Raw genomic sequence first — 20682 nt, 5'->3', positions numbered from 1 at the left:
GCTTTTGTTTAGACTAACGGGCATTGGGTTGAGAAGACACAAAAAATCGGCGCTGAAACCAAAATGAGACGTTTACCAAACCAATTAACACGGGCACTTCTACGAGCGGACCAATCACGGCTGCAAACGCCGCACCAGAATTGATGCCAAACACAGCAACGGCAACGGCGATCGCGAGTTCAAAATTGTTGCCTGCGGCGGTAAATGCTACACTTGCCGCTTTCGAGTAGTCCGCTTTAATTTTCCACGCCATGTAGAAACTCGTGAAAAACATAATCACAAAGTAGATCAATAGCGGAATCGCAATGCGAACTACATCTAAAGGAATTTGTACAATCAAACTTCCTTTAAGGCTGAACATTACGACGATCGTAAACAGCAACGCAATCAGCGTGATCGGACTAATTCTAGGCACAAACTCTTCGTGATACCAGCGTCTACCCATCGCTTTCACTAAAAAGTATCGGGTAAAGAATCCGGCGATAAAGGGAATGCCCAAGTAAATGAATACGCTCTTAGCAATCTCTGCAATGCTGATGTTAACGGTGCTGCCCTGCAAGCCAAATAGCGGCGGCAAGACTGAGATGAAAAACCAGGCATAGGGACTGTAGAAAATGACTTGAAAGATGCTGTTAAACGCCACCAGTCCAGCAGTGTACTCGGTGTTGCCTTTTGCTAAATCGCTCCAGACGACAACCATTGCGATACATCGCGCCAGCCCAATTAAAATCAAGCCCACCATGTAGTCTGGGTAGTCGCGCAAAAAGACGATCGCCAGCGCAAACATCAAAATCGGTCCAATCACCCAATTTTGAAGCAGTGATATGCCCAAAATTTTGCCGTTGCGAAACACATCGCCTAATTCCTCGTATCGCACCTTTGCGAGAGGTGGATACATCATCAAAATTAAGCCAATCGCGATTGGAATATTGGTTGTGCCGACCTGAAACTGATTGATCACAACATCGACACTAGGAAAAAAATAGCCAATGCCAACCCCGATCGCCATTGCTAGAAAAATCCAGAGGGTTAGGTAGCGATCGAGAAAAGACAGTTGCTTAGAAAGAGGTTTTGTTTGGGAAACGGATTGTCTCATTCAAAACTTAGGGATCACGTTCCCATAAATGAAGAGTTCACATCCTCATTATTTCAAGAAAAATTGATTTGTCAAGTCAAATTCTAGAGAGTTGTTTTAAGACTCTTCAATTAAAGGTGATGAATTATTCCTCGTCTTTGCAGATTCGGGGCGGTAGGATTGGGCTAAAGCGACGCAGTTCTGCGAGATACTGCTCTAGAACTACAAACTGGGACAAATTCAAGCTGTAGTAGATCCAACGCCCTTCTTGCCGAGCCTTAACTAGCTGGGCTTCCTTTAGAGTTTTGAGGTGAAAAGATAATTTAGATTGCGTCACCTCCAAAACTCCGCAGAGATCACACACACAAAGTTCTTGCTCTCGCAGCAGATCAACGACTTGCACCCGCAAAGGGTCAGAAAGTGCATGAAACCCCAAAATAATTAAAGTTGATGGAAGTGAAGTAGTCTTTTGCATTCAGTTTTATTGAATCGACCTCTCAATAGTAGTAAATCTAGTGGTTCGTTGGTCTTAATTTGAAGGACGGGGGATCAATTGAATCCTGATCAATTCATCCCTCATCCCTTATCTTTCCTACAAAATGCCTTCTTTTTTTGCCATTGACACCATCAAATCAATCACCCGACACGAATAGCCCCACTCGTTGTCATACCACGAGATGACTTTGAAGAAATTGGAGTTTAACTCAATGCCTGCTCCAGCATCAAAAATGCTAGAGTGCGTATCGCCCTGAAAATCGGTTGAGACGACTTCATCTTCGGTGTAGCCTAAGATGCCTTTGAGTGAGCCTTCTGACGCTTCTTTCATCGCCGCACAGATTTCTTTGTAGCTCGTCGCTTTCTCGGTTTTGAAGGTCAGATCCACCACAGAGACATCCGGTGTGGGCACTCGGAACGCCATCCCCGTCAGTTTGCCCTTGAGTTCTGGCAAGACTAGCGTTACTGCTTTGGCGGCACCCGTCGAAGAGGGAATGATATTTTGAGAGGCACCCCGTCCGCCGCGCCAATCTTTTTGACTCGGACCGTCAACCGTCGGCTGAGTGGCTGTGGTGGCGTGAACGGTGGTCATTAACCCTTCGGCTAACCCAAAACTATCGTTAAGAACTTTAGCAACGGGCGCTAAACAGTTGGTTGTGCAACTGGCATTGGAGACGATCGTGTCCTGACTCGGATCAAACTGGTGATGATTTACGCCGACCAACAGCGTCCGAACTTTCTCAGGGTCTTTGGTCGGAGCCGAGAGAATCACTCGTTTTGCACCTGCTTTAAGGTGATTAGATGCGCCTGCAAAGTCAGTAAAAAATCCGGTAGACTCAATCACATAATCTACGCCGAGAGTGCCCCACGGCAGGTCTGCGGGGTTGCGAATTGCCGTACAGGGAATAAATTTGCCATTGACAATAATGCCGTCGGACTTAGCCTCGATCGTGCCCTTAAATCTGCCGTGAGTCGAGTCATATTTGAGCAAATAAGCAAGATTGTCGGGCGATACCAAATCATTGATGCCCACAAATTCGATATTGGGGTTGTCAACACCTGCCCGAAATGCAAGGCGACCAATTCGTCCAAATCCATTGATTCCTACTTTAATCGTGGTCATGATAAAGGTTCCTCAAAGCGGTAATGGAGTCAGATTTTTCAATTAGATTAGCGTGCTTAATCGACGATCGCCGTCAGCGTAATCTTTTCGTTCGGATAGCGTCATCGGTTTTGTAGCGAATGTAACAGTTTGACGATCGAGTAATCCGCTACATCTAATAGCCTATCTATTACTTATTGCCTCTGCTCATGAGTTTTACTATTCAGAACATTTTAATTCCTAGCGATCGAGCCTATGAGATGGTCGATGTGCAGATTGTGGATGATCACATTGCGGCGGTCGCACCGAATCTAGATCCCATTGGCACTTTGATTGACGGACGTAATAAACTTCTTCTGCCAGGATTTGTCAATGCTCACACACACTCTTCTGAGATGTGGCAACGCGGCATGATTCCGCCCGTCCCGCTAGAGTTGTGGATTGCAGAACTCTATGACTTTACACCGCTCGACCCAGAGAAAGCTTACCTGAGCGCGATCGGAACGGCTGTCGAAACGCTGCTCTCTGGCGGAACAAGCGTTGTGGATCATTTGGTATTGATCCCTGGTCAAGAATTAGAGACGATCGAGGCGGCGGTTCGCGCCTATCGTCAGGTCGGAATTCGGGCATTTGTGGCTCCTCTGATTCAAGATCAGGCGTTATCGACAGGTCTTCCAAGTGGGGGAGCTAACCGGGAACACGATGAGTATGTGCGATCGACGGCGGCAACTCTGGCGTTAGTCCAAGAAGCCGTTACTCACTATCATCGCCCGGATGAAGGGGTGAATATTCTCGTCGCGCCAACTGGAATTCAACTCTGTTCGGATGCTTTGTTTGAGGGATGTGTTGAGTTGAGCGATCGCTACCATCTCTGTCGTCACGCTCACCTGCTCGAAACGAAAGCGCAGCAGATTCTCGCCCAAGAAAAATATGGCTGTAGCGCGGTTGAGCATCTCAAACAGATTGGATTTTTGGGCGATCGGACTTCGTTAGCGCACTGTGTCTGGCTCGACGATGCCGACATCGAAATCATGGCGGCGACAAAATCAACGGTGGTTCACAATCCTCTCAGCAATCTGCGGCTGGGAAGTGGCATTGCCCCGGTTCTCAAATATCGTCAGGCGGGCGTGAATGTCTCGTTTGGGTGTGATGGCTCGGCGAGCAATGATTCTCAAGACCTGCTAGAAGCGATTAAAATCGGCTCGATTTTGCATAACACCACTGATCCCGATTATCAAAATTGGATCACGCCGCGACACGCGATCGAGATGGCTTCCTTGGGCGGTGCAACGGGCTTGAATTTAGGAGATCAACTTGGTTCGCTGACGGTGGGCAAAAAAGCCGATTTAATCATGGTTGACTTGATGAACTTATCGCTGTTGCCGCGCACTGACCCGATCGGGCTTCTGATTTTAGGTCGTCCAGTCAACGCTATTTCTCATGTCTGGGTGAATGGCAGAGCGGTCGTTTCAGATAACGAAGTTTGTAACGTCAATGTTGACGAACTAAGACAATCACTATTCGATCAAAGTCAATGGAATCCGAAACGCCAAGCTCCATCAGTGGCACAAATGGAACTTCACTATCGATCGGTAATGGGATTATCAGCAAAACCGTTGGGCTATTCTTGAAATCTTGCCTTGCTTAAGTGTTGTAAGAACTCAGGTTCTCGATCGAGCCATCCATCATCCCCACAAAGGCTTAAAATTAAGACTTGCTCAATTCTTTCACGCGAGGGCGGTATGGCAGTCAAACCCGTTGATTTAGCAGCCCGGTTAGATCACTACTACGAACAGGTGCGTGCCGTCATTCTCAGTCGTCAGAATGCAATTTCTGGACTGTTGCCCGCCAGCACGGCGGTTAACGCTCATGGCGACTACACCGACGCGTGGGTGCGCGATAACGTCTACAGCATTCTCGCCGTGTGGGGATTGGGACTCGCCTATCGTAAGCTGGATGACGATCGGGGACGCACCTACGAGCTAGAACACAGCGTTGTTAAATTGATGCGCGGCTTGCTGTTCTCGATGATGCGACAAGCCGAAAAAGTTGAGAAATTCAAAGCTAATCAAGCCCCTCTCGATGCCCTTCATGCCAAATATGACACTGACACTGGAAGCACCGTAGTCGGCGACGACGAATGGGGACATTTGCAGCTTGACGCGACCTCAATTTTTCTATTGATGTTGGCGCAAATGACCGCATCAGGACTCTCGATCGTCTTCACCATTGATGAAGTGAGTTTTATTCAAAATCTCGTCTACTACATCGGCAGAACCTATCGCACGCCCGATTATGGCATCTGGGAGCGAGGCAACAAAATCAATCACGGCAACCCTGAACTAAATGCCAGTTCGGTTGGGATGGCAAAGGCGGCACTCGAAGCGCTAAACGGGCTAAATTTATTTGGTGTGCATGGCAGTCAGGCATCGGTGATTCATGTGTTGCCCGATGAGATTGCTCGATGTCGCACCACGCTCGAATCCTTATTGCCCAGAGAGTCTAGCTCTAAAGAAGTCGATGCTGCTCTATTGAGCGTGATTAGCTTTCCGGCGTTTGCGGTTGAAGATGTGCAACTCGTCGATCGTACGCGCACCAAAATTGTCAATCTGCTGCAAGGTCGCTATGGCTGCAAACGCTTTCTGCGAGACGGACACCAAACCGTTTTAGAAGACGGTAGCCGACTCCACTATGAGCCGTGGGAACTCAAGCAATTTGAACATATCGAGTGCGAATGGTCGCTGTTCTTTACCTATTTAGCATTAGATGGATTGTTTCGCGGCGATCGCCCACAGGCACAAAACTATCTCGATAAACTTGCTCAACTGGTTGTCAAACGAGACGGCTTAGACTTGCTGCCAGAGTTGTACTACGTTCCTGAAGACGCGATCGAGCAAGAAAAGGCAAATCCTTCTAGTCAAACTCGGTTGCCCAATGAAAACATTCCGCTCGTGTGGGCACAGAGTCTCTATCTTCTCGCGCAAATGATGAATGAGGGACTGTTGGCAGTTGGAGATGTTGACCCGATCGGCTGTCACCTCCGCATTGGTCAAAAACGCAAGGCAACGGTTCAAATTGCGCTCTTGGCAGAAGACGAAGAGTTACAGTCCAAACTAGCTGCCAACAACATCACAACTCAAACGCTTAAACAAGTCGAGCCGATTCAGGTTCGCTATGCGCGAGACTTAGCCGCCGCCTATGCTCAGGTTGGACGCAGCGACAAACTCAATTTAACGGGTCGCCCGATGCGCCGAATGCGAAGTTTGACGACTTCGAGAGTGTTTAAAATCTGTGGAGAAACGATCGTGTTTCTGCCATCTTTTCTAGAGCCAGGACGTTTTTATGTCACCCTCGACTATCACTTTCTCGTCTCCAATATCAAAAGCGAACTTGCCTACACCCATCGCCACTGGCAAGATTTGGGCAAACCCACTATGACGCTGCTGCTCACAAATGAGATGCTGGAACTAGGACGAGAGGCGCTGATCAATCTCGTGCAAGACCTACAAGAAGGTCGCTGTGGTGATATTCCGGTGCAGCTAGGTCGCCTCAATCAGCTTGCCCTCACTGCTGGAACCGAACGCATTGACTCGCTCCACGATTTTGAGTTTCCGCCCTCGTCTGTGGTTGACATGACGCTGCCAAACTATCATCTAGTTTATCACCCCGAAACAAACGACCCGTTGAGCACTTCGCAAGAATTTAAGCTGGAGTATGAAACTGATGTTAATGCTCTGATATCGAACTTGCGCGAGTCTCATAATCTCTACGAACAGATTGAGATATTGAGTACACTCGTTCGTCTCGAAGGATTAGATTTTGATACTCGTTTGACCAAATCGCAGCCTGCGATCGCCCTCACAGATTTAGTCAACGAAGTCTACGCCAAAGCCAGTAAGGGCGATGCGTCAGGTCCCTATTGGGGAATTGTGCGACGGGCAGCAGGCTTACTAGACAAAGTTGATGTCGGGTTATCGGATGCCGTCACCGACATTTTGGTGCGACAAAAACAGATTTCGGTTGGACGGGCATACAGTGAAGATTCGCTGATTATGCAGCCGTTGCCCTACATCGAAGTGCTTGAAAAGATTCATCATTTTTGTCGAGAAGATATTCGCGATCGGGTTCTCACTCAAGAAATTATCATCTATCTGAGTTTGCTAATCAAAAGCGAGCCAGACCTCTTTCAAGGATTACTAACTCTGCGAGTCGGCTATCTAATCTTGCTGATCACTACCGAACTCGCGCAAGAATTAAAGCTCACTCAAGACGAAGCCTATGAATACTTGATGCAACTCAGTCCGTTTGAGATTAAGACTCGACTGCGACAGATTCTAGTGGGATATGCTGATCTCAATCAGGCGTTGTTTAAGCAAGAATCACTTCGGGTAAAATTGCCCGATCGGGGCATCGAATGGGTCGTCTTGTTAGATGAGCAAACCGAAGTCGAACCTGCGAATCAGGATTGGTGGCGCAAACGTCAGCTAGACGGATCGTTGAATCGTGTCCCGAAAGATTTTTATCCGAGCGTATGGCAACTTCTAAATCACTGCGAAGGGTTGGTAATTGGCGACAAATTAGAACGCCGCAACCGCCTTGATAGCGAACGACTGATCATGGAAATGACTGCTGGAGAGAAAAACTTTGCACTCAAAATTGAACACTTATTAAACAAAATTCAAGCGCCAGAATATCGTCAGGTGAATATAGAAGCGATGATGGAATTAGCCACGATCGCGCAACGCAATCCTGATTTCAAAATTGAAGAGTCGATCGTGTTAGATGTGTTAATTGGTCACGCAGTCCGATTAGCCTGGTTAGACAAATTTCCAGACTTGTCCGATCGCTACGATGAACACAAAGGATCGGCGTGGCGAGCGTTTTACGAATCGTCGCCTTATGACTGTGCCAGCTATATTGCAAAAGCGATGCGCTTCTTGACGCAGTTGGGGCAAGCCAATCCTGCTTAGAGGGTTGTGTTTATTACCAAAGCAGACAAAATCACTGAATGCTCTAGCGGATTGATTAGGATGGGGAGAGCGATTTGACGATCGCTCAAAGTCAAATGCTTTTTGTCCTATGAGCCTCGATTTGCCGCCTGATTTTTTTCGGTTGTATAGCCATCGCCACTTTGCTTAGGACATTTTTGGTAGTGTGCTTCGCGTGCTGCCAAAAATGTCCCTGTCCTAACCTATGTGGCGGTAGCTATATTTACAAACTATCCTTGATCGCGCAACCAAGGATAGCCGGGAGTTGTACACGCCGACTACTGCACAATTGCCGTTGAAGGTGCAATCTTGTCCACCCGTCCAGAATGGTGTGAAGAGTGACGATCTCAAGGATGAACCGAAACAATTTGAGGTATTGGCAGGGTTACGGCAGTCCATAGCACAACATCAAAAGTCGCCGCAAGTGTTGCTGGTGGGCAAGCCAGGATCAGGCAAATCAACAGCGCTAAAGCGGTTGCTGTGGGAAGAGGCACAGGCGGCACTGACCAATCCAGGTCTACTAATTCCGGTGTTGGTGGAGTTGCGGGAATTGGACGGGTCGAATCATAAATCGGTGCTGGATTTATTAGAAGCAACATTTCGACGGAACAAACTCCGGCTGAAGCAAGACTTGATTGAAGATTTGCTGTTTGAGGGGCGGATTTTGGTGTTGCTAGATGGGCTGAACGAAGTGCCAACAGCAATCTGTGAAGTCGAGAGTTTTCGAGCCGACTATGAACAGGTGCCGATGGTATTTACCTCACGGGAATTGGGCACAAGTATTGCGATCGAACACAAGCTAGAAATGGTGTCGTTGACTGAGCCTCAGATGCGGCGGTTTGTTGAGATGCGTTTGCCAGGTCACGCAAAGGCACTGTTGAAAGCGATGGGCGATCGCTTGCGAGATCTTGCAGAAACGCCATTGATGTTGACGATGCTGTGTGAAGTGTATCGCCCTGATCAGCCTGTTCCTCAAAATCGTGGAGAGTTATTTCGGCGGAAGTTTATTCAGGACTACGACACGATTCACAAAGCTGAAGGAACGATCGTGGTTTCTGAGGGATTTTATGAGTTTAAGAATGAGCTTTTGCAGCATTTGGCAGGCTGCATGATGCGTTTTGGAGATCAGCCAACCGAGTTTGTGTTGCAAATAGACCGCAGAACAGCAGAAGACTGGCTAGAGAAATGGCTACGGCAACGGGGAGAAACTGACCCTGCTACGAAAGCGAAACGATGGCTTAAAGACTTGCTCAAATATCATTTGTTACAAGTGGCATCGGAGCCAAACAAAATCGAATTTCACCATCAACTGTTTCAGGAGTATTACGCAGCGGAACAGTTATTAAGACAATTACCACAACTGAATAATGATTGTCTGAAATGGGACTACCTCAACTATCTGAAATGGACGGAACCCTTTGCGCTGATGCTGGAACTGGTGGAGGATGAACAAGAGGCGCTGCGAGTGGTGAGATCGGCGTTAGAGGTCGATTGGCAACTGGGCGCAAGGTTGGCGGGGAAGGTGAAACCAGAATGGCAGGAGCAGACGATCGAGATGGTGCGATCGTTGAATCTTCCGCAGATGTTCAAGATTCATTTGTTGGGTGTGGGGCGATCCAAGGCAGCCATTCCAGCATTGATTGAGTGTCTTAAAGATGAAGACTCTTTTATACGTGGGAAGGCAGCTTTTGCACTAGGTGAAATTGGTTCAGATTCTGTCATTCAGTCGTTAATTGAACTTCTTGAAGATGAAGACTCCTTTGTGCGTTGGAAAGCGGCTGATGGGCTAGGTGAAGCTGGTTCAGAAGCAGCCATTCCACCATTGATCAATCTTTTTAAAGATGAGGATGTTGATGTTCGTGAAAGTGCGGCTTTCGCGTTGGGAAAGATCGGTTCAGAGGCGGTTATTCAATCATTAATTAAACTTCTCAAAGACGGAAAGGTAGATGTTTGCAAGAATGTAGTTCTTGCACTTGGTGAGATCGGTACAGATGCAGTGATTCCACTATTAGTTGAACTTCTTAGAGATGAAGATTTTAGTGTGCGTTGGGAAACGGCTTTTGCGCTTGGTAAAATTGGTACAGACATAGCAGTTTTGCTATTAGTTGAACTCCTTGAAGATGAGAACTCCTATATGCGTGAAGTTGCAGCACATACGTTAGGAGAAATTGGTTCAGATACAGCAATCCTACCATTAGCTGAATTGCTCAAAGATGAGGACTCGCGTGTGCGTGACAGAGCAGCTAGTTCGTTGAAAAAAATTGGCGAACATAGAGCAATTCCACCATCATTTAAAATCCTTGAAGATGAAAATTGTGAGGCGAGTGTGAATGCGATTGATTGGCTACACGAAACTGGTTCAGAAGCTGATATCTCTGAACTTAAGCAATGCCTGAACTATGAGGGTTTCGATTACGAAAATATCGACACTCTAATCGCGATCCAAAATCGCTGCAAACGCTACAATGCAGAACCCGTGACTTCGATAGAGAGAACGATCGCCCCTACAGGAGCAAAGACAAGCGATCAACAGTCGGAACAAGCGATCGCTCAAAATATCTTTAATTTCTATGCTCCAGCTTATGGAGTCACAGGCAACATCGAAGGGGATTTGAACGTTCAACCGCCAGCGTCAACCTCTGATCCAGTAGACCCGTGACACGATCGCTCGATCGTCAACCCCACAAACATTCTGTAACCGAACAACCTGATTTAACTGCGATACACTGAACACAGAATTCACTCTGCTAATCCTGAAAATCAATGAAGCAGTTCAAAATCATTATCGAGAAACATCCCGATGGATACGTCGCTTACCCGATCGGCATCGTCGGAGCGATCGTCGGACAAGGTGACACCTACGAAGCAGCCCTATCCGATGTAAAGTCAGCGATCGCCACCTATATCGAAGTCTTCGGCAAAGAAAACTTAGAAGACACATCACCCGTCGAAGTGTTTATTGACGAAGCAGCGATCGCGGTTTGATGAGCAAGTTTCCAGTTGATGCTCCTAAGAATCGAGTCATCAAAACCTTTGAGTCAATGGGCTTCCAGATCGTCCGTGAACGAGAACACATTGTCATGACACGAGAAAATGAAGATGGTACAGAAACACCACTCGTCATGCCCAACCAAACCCGAATTAAGAGTGGAACATTGAGAGCAATCTGCACACAGATCACTGTTTCAAGGGAAGAGTTTCTAAACGCTTACAATCAAGTGTGAGCGATCGCCATGACCTATCAACTCGATACACCCATTCAGGAATTAGATGTTGTTGCCCTAAGTCATAACCTGCCAGAACACGGGTTAAAGCAAGGCGATCGAGGCGCGATCGTTCACGCCTATCCCAACGGTCAAACCTTTGAAGTTGAATTCGTCAATCCCGATGGCACTACCCAAGCACTTTTGACGATCGCTGCTAATCATCTGCAAAAAGTTATATCCGTTCAGTCAACCCCTAACTCATAAGTCACACTCATGTCTAACCAATCCAAAATTTAGATGAACTTTCACGGCTCAGTCCACGGTGCAGCCGGAAACGTCGAAGGGGACATGATTGTGAATCCTACTCAGTCAGAAAGCGACACAGCCCTCAACGCGATCGTGCAAGTCATTCGCACCTTAGAGCAAAAATACACGTTCGTAGAAAACGAGCAACAAGCACTCAGAATCATTGATGCAGAATTCACCGAGATCAAAGCCAAGCAACTTCCGCAATGGCAAGATCTCATGAGCCTCAAACGACTTTACAACGGCGGCAAAAAAGCAGCCCTCAAAGTTGGAGAACACTTTGCAGAACAAAACCCTTGGGGCAAAGGCTTCATCGCCTTTCTCGAAGGAGTTTCCGAAGACGTGAAATAATTTTAATCAGAACCCGAAGCATCGGAAACAGACGCGAATGGAACCCCTGGATCAATCTCGCTAATTTCTTGGAGTCACGGGCACGATCGACCGCAACAGACAACTCACGCTCGATCGTCCTCTGCTTGAATATAAACACGATAGAGTTCGAGTCATTGTGCTGTTAGAAGACGATATTAGGCGATGTGCAACTTCTCTCAAATGCTTGAGAATACAGCCCTCACCCTAGCCCTCTCCCCAAGGAGAGGGAACTAGAAAGAATCTGAAAGCCCTTCTCCCTAGGGAGAAGGGTTGGGATGAGGGTAAATTAGTTGCACATCACCTGATATTGGTTCCGACGATACGCACACTGCAGAAGACCATTACTCGTCGCATCTGTCTCGTATAAGACTCACTCTAAGTCTCATCGGTGGTCTCATATAAGACGAATAAGCCACAAAATAATCCTCAAATAGGTCTATAAGATAAAGTACTAAGGATGAAGGATGAAGTTAGAGAGTTGAGCAATCTTATGAAGCGCCCCATTCAGCAAACCACCCTCACGATCGCTGCCCTCATCCTTAGCACTGCCTTCTTCCAGTTCACCCCAGCCATTGCCCAAGCTATTAGACCCCAAGATGCCTGGAAGCAAGTCTATGAGAAGATCCCCGACCTGCCCCTAGAAAATCAATACGTCAACCGTGAAACTAAAAAAGTTGACCCTAACAACACCCTTGTCAGCCGCATGATTCGCTATCACCAATATGTCAAAGGTCGCCCCATCAACTACCGCCTTGACTGGAAAATGACACTAGGCGACTATCTGGGCATCAACGAACCCATCATCGACTCCGACTATCCTGGCTCAAACAACCTGAGAAAAAATCCCTTAGACCGCGATCGTGCCGTCGTTAACCGCCTCACCCTCAAACAGCGCAACACTCTCGTTCAAACCCTCGTAAACCTTTTCAGCCCTACTTCTGATCAGCCCACAGCCCCCGTTTCCCGCCCTCAACTCCCTCCAACCATCCCCGATCGCCCGATTCAACCCAGCGGTGCTCAACTCCTCAAGCCCTAACTATAATGGGACGGTTATTAAAAAGCGGCAGCGATTGGCGTGTTGGCTGGGATGCCGAAGCCCCCGAATTTAAAGGACTCCTCGGCGGAGACCACTGGGCGATCGAACTCACCGAACTCGAACTACAAGACTTTTCCCGGCTGCTCGAACAACTCAGCCGCACGATGCAGCAAATGACCACTGAACTGATGGATGAAGAAACGATCGCCTGCGAAGCCGAAAGCGCTCTCCTCTGGCTAGAAGTTGAAGGCTATCCCCACGCCTACAGTCTTCGATTAATTCTCCTCACAGGTCGCCGAGGTGAAGGGTTTTGGTCTGCCTCAGCCGTTGCTCACCTCTTACCCGCTCTTCAGACGCTTCAAGTTTTTTGACCGCTTGGTTGGATGCAATCCCCTATGCTATGCTTGTTAAGCGACATCGGGGCGTAGCGCAGCTTGGTAGCGCACTACTTTGGGGTAGTAGGGGTCGCAGGTTCAAATCCTGTCGCTCCGATCGTAGGCAAGACCCGCTCTAGTAGCGGGTCTTTGCGTTTTTGGGGCGAACGCAAAAAGCATTGGTCTGGACGCAAGAGGTGGAGCAATCTAGGACAAATTTGGGTAATCTTGGGCATTTGATGGGGGCTTTTTGGGATCAGTAAGATCCCAGCCTGCATCCAACTCAAGGCGTGACCCCAATGCCCAAACTCCATAGCCGTTTTATCCCACTGTCGTGAGAATTTTGTTTGTTGAAGATGACGATCGCATCGCGGATGCTGTTACTGAAGCCTTGACCGATCAGCATTCTTTGGTCGAACCTGCGGCAGATGAGTTAGCCGGGTGGAACTTACTAGAAGCCTTCAGCTATGACTTGTTATTTCTCGATATCATGCTGCCCAAGCTGGATGGAATCCGCTTATGTCAACGCCTCTGCGATCGACGAGGTTATCAGTTGCCCGTTTCACCCGTTCTCCTGGCTTCACCAACAACTGCAACACAGTTCCGCCGACCGGAGTCGTGACTTCTACTGGCTGGTTGGGCAAAGATTCGATCTGTCCCGTGGCTTTCACGCCAAAGGCTAATCGCTGGCGAGTCACGGGTTCGATCTTTAGCCCTATTCGCTTGGCGGTTTCGGCATCTATCTGAATTGATCCCGCAGACTGAGCCGCTTGGCTCCCTCCTTGAAACTCATCACCGCAATTCTAAAAAGGTTGCTTTAGAACTGCGAGAGTTGAGTTACTGGTTATACCAGGCTTTGCGCCGCTGCTTCATCTGAGCAATTTCTGCCTGCTGGGATGAAACAATGTCTTCAGCTAGTTTCTTGACCTCTGGACGCTTTGTTTTGCTCAACACATCGGTTGCCATCACCACTGCGCTTTCGTGGTGCGGAATCATCGCATTGATAAAGCGTAAATCGAACTGATCATCGGCGGCACCGAGATCCCTGTTCATCATCACGCCGTTCATTTGGTCAGACAGCATTGGCATCGTTTTTCCCATTTTGGAGTTATACGCCATTGGGGTGCTTTCTGCTTTGGGATACCAGGCGGTTCGCCACTGCTTCATCTGAGCAATTTCTTGATCTTGAGCTTTGATGATGTCGGATGCTAAATTTTTGATTTCTGGGCGCTTTGACTTTTGCTTGGCTTCTTTTGCCATCATCACGGCTCCCTGGTGGTGCGAAGTCATGGCATCCATGAATCGTAAATCAAAGTCGGCATCGGCAGGACCCAGATCCATGCTCATGCTGCCTATGCTGCTGTGATCCATGGTGCTGTGATCCATTCCCTTCATGAAACCTGTGTCAGTCGCCGCAGGGCTTGGGGACGCTTGAACCGAAGGTTGAGAAGCATTTGAACAGGCGGTTAACACTCCTCCAGAGGTGGCGATCGTCATCCACGCTACTGTCCAAAAGCCACTCAAAGCACGTTTTTGCATCATTTGTAGTGTCATCTAAAGTTCAATCACAACAGCGTTTCAATTCTGCACTCTCCGGTTCACTGGAGAGTCAACTCTATCGCTCAACTTGGTTGGAGACGATGAAGTACAAGACAGAAATGCCCTATCTGGCGCAACTGCTTAGTATTTCATAGAAACTGAGATCAGGATGAGATTTAGATTCATCTGAAAAAGCAAAATTTAGACCAGCGAAATGACAGGCAAGATCTTGGGCGTTGAAGACAGATGCTGCCCGGTTTATCTGCTTAACAGCCTCGATCGGGCAGTCTTTTTTGGTCGGTCTCACTCACACCTAAGGATGATTTTCACAAAATCGCTTGACTCTCTAGTGGGCTGGAGAGATCAAGATAGAAGTAAGTTTTACATCCAATTGTTTTTCTTTAACCATCATGACACTTCAACTCACGGTTCCCAATATGGCGTGTTCTGCTTGCGTCACCACGATCACTGAAGCGGTGAAAGCGATCGATACCACTGCCAAAGTCGAAGCTGACCCCAAAACCAAGCTTGTGAACATCGAAACTCAGCAGTCTGAAACGGCAATCAAAGACGCGATTACGGCGGCTGGATATACCGTCGCTTCGTGACGAGGTGCTTTTTCAAGCAAAGCTAAAGGAGTTTAAACATGGAAACTGTAACGCTCAAGCTGCGGGGCATGAGCTGCGCTTCGTGCGCAAACAGCATTGAAGACGCGATTCGCACTGTTCCTGGAGTTAGCGAAAGTAACGTTAATTTTGGCATTGAACAAGCAACTGTCACCTACGACCCTCGTAAGACCGACCTGGACACGATTCAGGATGCCGTCAGCGAAGCGGGATATTCTGCATTCTCGCTGCAAGAACAAACGATGGTGACGGGCGAGGATGATGCTGAAAAATCGATGCGGGCAGCCGAGTCGCGTCAACTCAAACGCAAGGTGATCGTTGGCGGCGCTTTGAGTGCTTTGATTGTGGTGGGCGCAATGTCTGCCATGCTGAATTTACCGTTGATTCGAGGGCTTGACAATCCTTGGATTCAACTCGTGCTGGCAACTCCGGTGCTGTTTTGGTGTGGAGGAGACTTCTTTAAGAATGCGTGGAAAGCCCTTAAGCGCCGCGCAGCTTCGATGGATACATTGGTGGCGATCGGAACCGGGTCTGCTTACTTCTACTCGATCTTTGCAACTGTTTTCCCGCGTTTCTTCACTACCCAAGGCTTGACACCGGAGGTTTACTACGAAGCGTCCTCGGTAATCATTACGCTAATTTTGCTGGGTCGATTGTTTGAGAATCGCGCCAAGGGGCAAACCTCGGATGCGATTCGCAAATTGATTGGCTTGCAGGCACGAGATGCTCGCATTATTCGCAATGGGCGAGAACTGGAAGTCCCGATTCAGGATGTGCAGATTGGGGATGTCGTGGTCGTGCGTCCGGGCGAAAAGATTCCCGTTGATGGCGAAGTGGTGGACGGATCTTCGACGCTTGATGAGTCGATGGTGACTGGCGAAAGTATGCCCGTTAAAAAGCAAGCTGGAGATGAAGTGATCGGGGCAACAATCAATAAGACAGGTAGCTTTAAGTTTCGGGCGACCCGAGTTGGAAAAGACACCCTACTGGCACAGATTGTTCAACTCGTGCAGCAAGCTCAAGGATCAAAAGCACCGATTCAGCGGTTAGCCGATCGCGTCACTGGTTGGTTTGTGCCTGTTGTCATTGGGGTCGCGATCGCCACTTTTGTGATCTGGTTTCTCGCCCTCGGAAATCTAACTCTGGCTCTGATTACAACCGTTGGCGTGCTAATTATCGCCTGTCCGTGTGCATTGGGATTAGCCACTCCAACCTCGATTATGGTGGGTACTGGAAAGGGAGCCGAAAACGGAATCTTGATCAAAGGGGCAGACAGTTTAGAATTGGCGCATCAAATCCAAACGATCGTGCTAGATAAAACGGGAACGTTAACGCAAGGAAAACCAACCGTAACAGACTTTCTAACGGTAAACGGTACTGCGAATCAAAGCGAATTGAAACTCCTGAGATTAGCGGCATCGGTTGAGCGAAACTCGGAACATCCGTTAGCGGAAGCGGTAGTTCGCTATGCTCAGTCTCAAGAAGTGGCGTTAGGAGACGTGCAGAACTTTGAAGCAGTTGCTGGCAGTGGCGTTGAGGGCACAATGTCTAATCAAGTCGTCCAAATCGGCACTCAGCGCTGGATGGAAGAACTTAGAATCGACTCTCAGGCATTGCGAGAGCAAAAAAGTCAGTTAGAAGCATCGGGTAAAACCGCCGTCTGGATTGCAGTCGACGGCAAACTTGAGGGATTAATGGGGATTGCCGATGCGCTGAAACCTTCCTCGGTTCAGGCAGTCCGATCGCTGAAGAAACTCGGTCTAGACGTGATCATGCTGACTGGAGATAATCAGCAAACTGCAGACGCGATCGCCCGTGAAGTGGGGATTAGTCGTGTAATTGCTGAAGTTCGCCCCGACCAAAAAGTCGCTCAAATTGCCGCCCTTCAAAAAGAAGGAAAAATTGTGGCAATGGTGGGGGATGGCATCAATGATGCACCCGCTTTAGCTCAGGCGCAGGTTGGGATCGCGATCGGGACGGGAACTGATGTGGCGATCGCAGCGAGTGACATTACGTTAATCTCTGGCGATCTTCAAAGCATTGTCACTGCCATTCAGCTCAGTCGCGCTACGATGAGAAACATCCGTCAAAATCTCTTCTTCGCATTCATTTACAACATTGTTGGGATTCCGATCGCGGCGGGGATTTTATTTCCATTCTTTGGCTGGTTGCTCAGTCCGATGATTGCTGGCGGTGCAATGGCACTGAGTTCTATTTCAGTCGTCACCAATGCTCTGCGCTTACGCAACTTTCAGCCTAAAACACTGACCTAATCAGGAAGGGACAACACCATGAACCGACGCAAAATTTTAGGACGTTTAGTAGGTCTGAGTTTGTTGCTGGGCGCTGCATCCGCGTCTGCACAAATGCCAATGGAGCGTTCTACACCGAATGAATTTCAGCGCATTGAGCAACCGATCGCCGTCAAAGCTGGAGTTGCAGTTGGGGGAATCGCTCTGATTGGATTGGAACTTTGGTGGTTTCTCGGCAAACCAAAGGCACAGCGATCCACCGTTGAGCAAGGCGTTCAGACCCTCACGATCGATGTGGATGGGGGCTATGAGCCGAGTCAAGTGGTGGTCAAAGCAGGTCAACCTGTGCAGCTAAACTTTTTTCGCAAAGATTCCAGTAGCTGCTTAGAGAAAGTTTTGTTTCCAGATTTCCACATTGCGGCTGACTTAGCCATGAATCAGATTACGTCGATCGAGTTTACGCCAGAGAAACCGGGTGACTATCCCTTTACCTGTGGCATGAATATGTTTCGGGGAGTTGTGAAAGCAGAGTAGGTGATCAAGATGGTTGTTCAAGAAGAGACAAAACTGATTGGTTCCGTTGCCAAAGAAAGTGGGATTCCGATCAAAACGATTCGCTATTATGAGGAACTAGGCTTACTCAAAACGATGGGCAGGACGGAGGGCGGATTTAGATTGTTTAGCGCTGATGTGTTCGCCCGCTTAAACTTTATTAAACGCGCTCAAAAATTAGGATTGAGCTTGTTAGAAATTCGAGAGTTTTTAGAGATTCACGACCAAGGTGATTTGCCGTGTGATCGCGTTCAAGAAAGTCTGAGAAACAAGCTTATAGAGGTCGATCGACAAATTCAGGAACTCCAAATTCTCAGACGGGAGTTAGGAAGACTTCTGGCTGGAGAAGCTATTTTGCCCCAAAACTCGGCGGCAACCATTTGTCCAATCATTGAGCAGGTTTGATCTTAGAGAACTCAAAAGATCATAGGATTCATCGGTTCCTTCAAAGTTGCGCGAATTACGAATCGTTAGCCATTGACCACTAATAAGTTTAAAGGAGTGAAATATGTCTAAGATTGGCTTATTTTATGGAACTCAAACCGGGAATACCCAAACTGAAGCAGAACTAATTCAAAAGGAGTTTGGTGGTGAAGAAGCTGTGACGTTGTATGATGTTGCGAAATTTGAACTCAGTGACTTCGAGAACTATAACAATATCATTGTTGGGTGTCCAACCTGGAATGTCGGTCAGCTTCAGGACGATTGGGACAGCTTCTACGATGAGCTAGATAACGTTGATTTCACGGGCAAGAAAGTCGCCTATTTTGGGATCGGTGATCAGGTAGGCTATGCCGATAGTTTTCAAGACGCGATCGGCATCTTGGAAGAGAAAATTTCTGAACAGGGTGGTACAACGGTGGGGTATTGGTCTACTGATGGTTACGACTTTAATGAGTCTAGAGCCGTTCGGGATGGTAAATTTGTGGGTCTCGCTCTGGATGAAGATAATCAATCTGAACTGACCGAGGAGCGGATCAAAACTTGGGTTGCTGAACTGAAACCAGCGTTTGGTGTATGACTCAATCAGTTGTTATATGACACACAATACAAGCGTCATTCGCTCCTTTCGTTGGCTGAATTTGCCGGAGTGGAACATTGGTATATTCTCATTTCTGTTGAATTTCTTCTGGGAAATGCAGCAAATGCCGTTTTATCAGATTCCATCTGATTCTTCTTGCTTCGATATGATCAGAAACTGTACTCTCGCGACCGTTGGGGACGTTGGAATCTCGATCGCTGCTTTTTGGGCGGTTGCGGTGATCTCAAAATCACGGCAATGGTTTCATAACCTTAAATACTGGCAAGTCAGCAGCTTTATCCTAGTAGGCGTCGTCATTACAGTCATCTTTGAAGCTCTAGCTACTAAGATATTTAGTCAATGGAAATATGCTGACCTGATGCCAACCCTTCCATTCTTGGGGACTGGACTGCTGCCGCTCTTTCAGTGGGTGCTGATTCCGCCCCTTGTGGTCTGGTTCGTCAAACGTCACCTCTCCGAGTTCAGACGGAGAAGCTCAATCTTGCCTCTCACCTAGTTTATGCTGACCCTGTTCGATCAAGGCACAGGTAGACATCAAGACAGAAGGAGTATACCCAAGCCCCAAGATACAGTCGATCGGAAGCTGCTGCAATTGCTCTTTCCATTGCTCATTGCTTTAAAGAGCTTGCCCTGCCTCTGCTGCATCGGTGATATGCAAATCATCAATCAGGGTTGCAACCGAACACTTTGAGAAAGGGAGTCTGGCACGATAGACAATTTTCTGATGAGTGTCAAAACGGCTGCCTAGACTGAGGTTTAATGGGCGCAGCAGGAACACTGGGCAGACGACTGCGTGAAAGCAGTAGCGGAATACTAAGCAATCCTAAAACCATCACAACAGCCGTCATCAGCCACACGATCGAACGATCAGGACGATAGTTGCCGCGCTCAATTTGCCAAAACACCTGATTGTATCGCCACGCGGCTAGGGCGATCGTCACAACCCCAAACACCACTAAACTAACGCCAAGATGCTCAGAACTGAAGAAGGAGCGAGCCTGGGGTTCTTGTTGAGTCAGGGTTAGCTCCAGTTGGCGCAGAAAGATGCCAAAGCGGGCGATCGCAAACCCAAACCCAATCAGCGCGATCGAGGTTCTGACCCAGGCAAGAAAGGTTCGTTCGTTGGCTTGATGTTCTCGTTGACGGTCAACGGGGGAGTCTGGAGTCATTGCAAACAGTAGTATTCAGTGACTAGAGTATAACTTTAGACTGCAAATAGGACTGAGCGATCGCCTGTAAAATGGCAGAGGTGTCTTTTTCTTGCCACAAAGCTGACCCAAACCTTAATCTCTCTTTCTTTTTGCTTTCAATTCGTCAAATATCCTTATGGCTCTCTCCTCGGATCGCTGAATTTCTTCTTTCGTTCTCGTTTCTAGCGCAGATTCAATCTTGTCCAACCGCTTTCTTTTTGTGTTCTCTGCGCCATCCTTCTCACAGACGCTTCAGCGTGTTCGTGTTGAGTTTTTCTCTCCATCTTTTCTATCTTTTTCAGCATATTATCAGGCGATTTAATTTCATTTTCTTTTGAACTGTTGTTTGAATTTTGTGTCGTTAGTTCAACAATAGTCCGGACAATTTTTGACAGGAAAGCTATCCATCGGACAGGGTGCCAGTATCAACCAAGCACCGGATGAATAGCGATGGAAGTCATTGTACAGAGCCTACTGACCAAAGTGGGCATTTTCGCAAACCGCAAGTGACGTTTTTGGTGACGTTG

At 47.9% G+C, this 20682-nt stretch carries 21 protein-coding genes and 1 tRNA gene; 17 read left to right on the top strand and 5 right to left on the bottom strand.

What is annotated here, in order from left to right; all coding sequences use genetic code 11:
- Positions 1-13: 13 nt before the first annotated feature.
- From arsB to gap, 3 genes are all read right to left on the bottom strand, one after another.
- Positions 14-1096 carry an ACR3 family arsenite efflux transporter gene (gene arsB, locus A8707_RS16395; RefSeq protein WP_068818311.1) on the bottom strand — a complete coding sequence of 361 codons (1083 nt, stop codon included), beginning with the start codon at positions 1094-1096 and terminating at the stop codon, positions 14-16.
- Positions 1097-1220: 124 nt separating this feature from the next.
- Positions 1221-1550 carry an ArsR/SmtB family transcription factor gene (locus A8707_RS16390; RefSeq protein WP_068818310.1) on the bottom strand — a complete coding sequence of 110 codons (330 nt, stop codon included), beginning with the start codon at positions 1548-1550 and terminating at the stop codon, positions 1221-1223.
- A 117-nt stretch (positions 1551-1667) separates the two neighbouring features.
- Positions 1668-2693 (bottom strand): type I glyceraldehyde-3-phosphate dehydrogenase, encoded by a 1026-nt coding sequence (gap, locus tag A8707_RS16385; RefSeq protein WP_068818309.1) that lies wholly within the window; start codon positions 2691-2693, stop codon positions 1668-1670.
- Between the two features lie 188 nt (positions 2694-2881).
- On the opposite strand from gap, the gene A8707_RS16380 reads away from it, so the two are divergent.
- The 11 genes from A8707_RS16380 (at position 2882) to A8707_RS16330 (ending at position 13576) form a co-directional block, all read left to right on the top strand.
- On the top strand, positions 2882-4303 hold the full coding sequence (locus A8707_RS16380) for an amidohydrolase (protein ID WP_068818308.1): 1422 nt from the start codon (positions 2882-2884) through the stop codon (positions 4301-4303).
- Between the two features lie 111 nt (positions 4304-4414).
- Positions 4415-7642 (top strand): glycoside hydrolase family 15 protein, encoded by a 3228-nt coding sequence (locus tag A8707_RS16375; RefSeq protein WP_068818307.1) that lies wholly within the window; start codon positions 4415-4417, stop codon positions 7640-7642.
- A gap of 319 nt (positions 7643-7961) precedes the next feature.
- Positions 7962-10319 carry an NACHT domain-containing protein gene (locus A8707_RS16370; RefSeq protein WP_231948113.1) on the top strand — a complete coding sequence of 786 codons (2358 nt, stop codon included), beginning with the start codon at positions 7962-7964 and terminating at the stop codon, positions 10317-10319.
- A 104-nt stretch (positions 10320-10423) separates the two neighbouring features.
- Complete coding sequence (locus tag A8707_RS16365) at positions 10424-10645, top strand: type II toxin-antitoxin system HicB family antitoxin (RefSeq protein ID WP_068818305.1); 222 nt, start codon at positions 10424-10426, stop codon at positions 10643-10645.
- Positions 10645-10884 carry a type II toxin-antitoxin system HicA family toxin gene (locus A8707_RS16360; RefSeq protein ID WP_068818304.1) on the top strand — a complete coding sequence of 80 codons (240 nt, stop codon included), beginning with the start codon at positions 10645-10647 and terminating at the stop codon, positions 10882-10884. The genes A8707_RS16365 and A8707_RS16360 overlap by 1 nt, the downstream gene beginning before the upstream one ends.
- 9 nt (positions 10885-10893) lie before the next feature.
- Entirely contained in the window at positions 10894-11130 is a 237-nt protein-coding gene (locus A8707_RS16355) for a DUF4926 domain-containing protein (protein WP_068818303.1), read from the top strand.
- 33 nt (positions 11131-11163) lie between these two features.
- Entirely contained in the window at positions 11164-11523 is a 360-nt protein-coding gene (locus tag A8707_RS16350; protein WP_068818302.1) for a hypothetical protein, read from the top strand.
- A gap of 511 nt (positions 11524-12034) precedes the next feature.
- A complete protein-coding gene (locus A8707_RS16345; protein ID WP_068818301.1) occupies positions 12035-12580 on the top strand; it encodes a hypothetical protein in 546 nt (181 codons plus the stop codon).
- A gap of 5 nt (positions 12581-12585) precedes the next feature.
- The gene (locus A8707_RS16340; RefSeq protein WP_068818300.1) at positions 12586-12951 is read left to right on the top strand and encodes a DUF1818 family protein; all 366 of its coding nucleotides are present in this window, start codon (positions 12586-12588) and stop codon (positions 12949-12951) included.
- A 47-nt stretch (positions 12952-12998) separates the two neighbouring features.
- A tRNA-Pro gene (locus A8707_RS16335) sits at positions 12999-13072 on the top strand.
- A 216-nt stretch (positions 13073-13288) separates the two neighbouring features.
- Complete coding sequence (locus tag A8707_RS16330) at positions 13289-13576, top strand: response regulator (protein WP_074382517.1); 288 nt, start codon at positions 13289-13291, stop codon at positions 13574-13576.
- Between the two features lie 215 nt (positions 13577-13791).
- Here A8707_RS16330 and A8707_RS16325 read toward each other — a convergent pair whose 3' ends face one another.
- The gene (locus A8707_RS16325; RefSeq protein ID WP_231948108.1) at positions 13792-14496 is read right to left on the bottom strand and encodes a DUF305 domain-containing protein; all 705 of its coding nucleotides are present in this window, start codon (positions 14494-14496) and stop codon (positions 13792-13794) included.
- Between the two features lie 407 nt (positions 14497-14903).
- On the opposite strand from A8707_RS16325, the gene A8707_RS16320 reads away from it, so the two are divergent.
- From A8707_RS16320 to A8707_RS16295, 6 genes are all read left to right on the top strand, one after another.
- The gene (locus A8707_RS16320; RefSeq protein WP_068818297.1) at positions 14904-15101 is read left to right on the top strand and encodes a heavy-metal-associated domain-containing protein; all 198 of its coding nucleotides are present in this window, start codon (positions 14904-14906) and stop codon (positions 15099-15101) included.
- A 38-nt stretch (positions 15102-15139) separates the two neighbouring features.
- Positions 15140-17392, top strand: coding sequence for a heavy metal translocating P-type ATPase (locus A8707_RS16315; RefSeq protein ID WP_068818296.1), 2253 nt, complete (start codon positions 15140-15142; stop codon positions 17390-17392).
- An 18-nt stretch (positions 17393-17410) separates the two neighbouring features.
- On the top strand, positions 17411-17905 hold the full coding sequence (locus A8707_RS16310) for a cupredoxin domain-containing protein (protein WP_068818295.1): 495 nt from the start codon (positions 17411-17413) through the stop codon (positions 17903-17905).
- A 9-nt stretch (positions 17906-17914) separates the two neighbouring features.
- On the top strand, positions 17915-18328 hold the full coding sequence (locus A8707_RS16305) for a heavy metal-responsive transcriptional regulator (protein ID WP_068818345.1): 414 nt from the start codon (positions 17915-17917) through the stop codon (positions 18326-18328).
- A gap of 103 nt (positions 18329-18431) precedes the next feature.
- On the top strand, positions 18432-18944 hold the full coding sequence (fldA, locus tag A8707_RS16300) for a flavodoxin FldA (RefSeq protein ID WP_068818294.1): 513 nt from the start codon (positions 18432-18434) through the stop codon (positions 18942-18944).
- Positions 18945-18960: 16 nt separating this feature from the next.
- Positions 18961-19461, top strand: coding sequence for a hypothetical protein (locus tag A8707_RS16295; protein ID WP_068818293.1), 501 nt, complete (start codon positions 18961-18963; stop codon positions 19459-19461).
- A gap of 235 nt (positions 19462-19696) precedes the next feature.
- Here the strand turns inward: A8707_RS16295 and A8707_RS16290 are convergent, their stop codons facing one another.
- A complete protein-coding gene (locus tag A8707_RS16290) occupies positions 19697-20134 on the bottom strand; it encodes a YidH family protein (RefSeq protein ID WP_068818292.1) in 438 nt (145 codons plus the stop codon).
- Positions 20135-20682 lie beyond the last annotated feature (548 nt).

This window comes from Phormidesmis priestleyi BC1401, assembly GCF_001650195.1.
Taxonomy (GTDB): domain Bacteria; phylum Cyanobacteriota; class Cyanobacteriia; order Leptolyngbyales; family Leptolyngbyaceae; genus Phormidesmis_A; species Phormidesmis_A priestleyi_B.
This window is presented reverse-complemented; position numbering and strand designations above follow the sequence as displayed.